Annotated in this window: 1 protein-coding gene; it reads left to right on the top strand. The window is 52.2% G+C overall.

Translation table 11 applies throughout. The features are described 5' to 3' along the window. The coding region (locus RXV88_RS23625; protein ID WP_316296187.1) for a hypothetical protein at positions 1-627 on the top strand (627 nt) is incomplete at both ends.

The raw sequence follows: 627 nt of genomic DNA, 5'->3' as shown, positions 1-627 counted from the left end.
TCGCCTCTGATGAAGATTTTTTCAGGGTGCTTTTGGAAGCGGAACAAGTCTATTCCGTGTCGTGGGAACTTTTGCCGACCGATGTCGCTTTGATAGAGAGTTCGCTCTTCCTCATGGACTCGGAAGAGGTTGCTGTGTTCGGATTTGGTGAATATGGCCACATACCGTTTACTGTCCGAGAAACCGGCGAATATTTCATCGCCTTCTGGGCGGCGCTGGGACCGCTCTCGCCCACCACAAGTCCAGTACCATACAGCATCACTTTACATGACCTCGGACCCGACGATTTTGGAAGCACGCTTGATACAGCGGGAGACTTGAACCTTGGTTCTTCGGTCGATGTCTCCTTGATCGCGCGGGGGGATGCAGATTGGTTTGCGGTCCGTTTGGAAACCGGAACCGTTGTCAGTCTATTTGCTCCCGAAGACCAAATTTCCGGTTCGCTCGATACAAACGAACTAATGATCGCCCTAAGAGACTCGAATGGAGAGATCCTGACGTCTGCAAGTGGTAAGGGAGCGCAAACCGGGCCCTATGAGGTTCAACAGTCCGGCGTCTATTACGCGTCCATAGAAAGCCAACCCATGGAATTTCCGCACGCTGTGCAGAACGTCGGACTGTTTATAG

The organism is Aestuariicoccus sp. MJ-SS9 (genome assembly GCF_032586235.1).
In the GTDB taxonomy this organism is placed as follows: domain Bacteria; phylum Pseudomonadota; class Alphaproteobacteria; order Rhodobacterales; family Rhodobacteraceae; genus Aestuariicoccus.
This window is presented reverse-complemented; position numbering and strand designations above follow the sequence as displayed.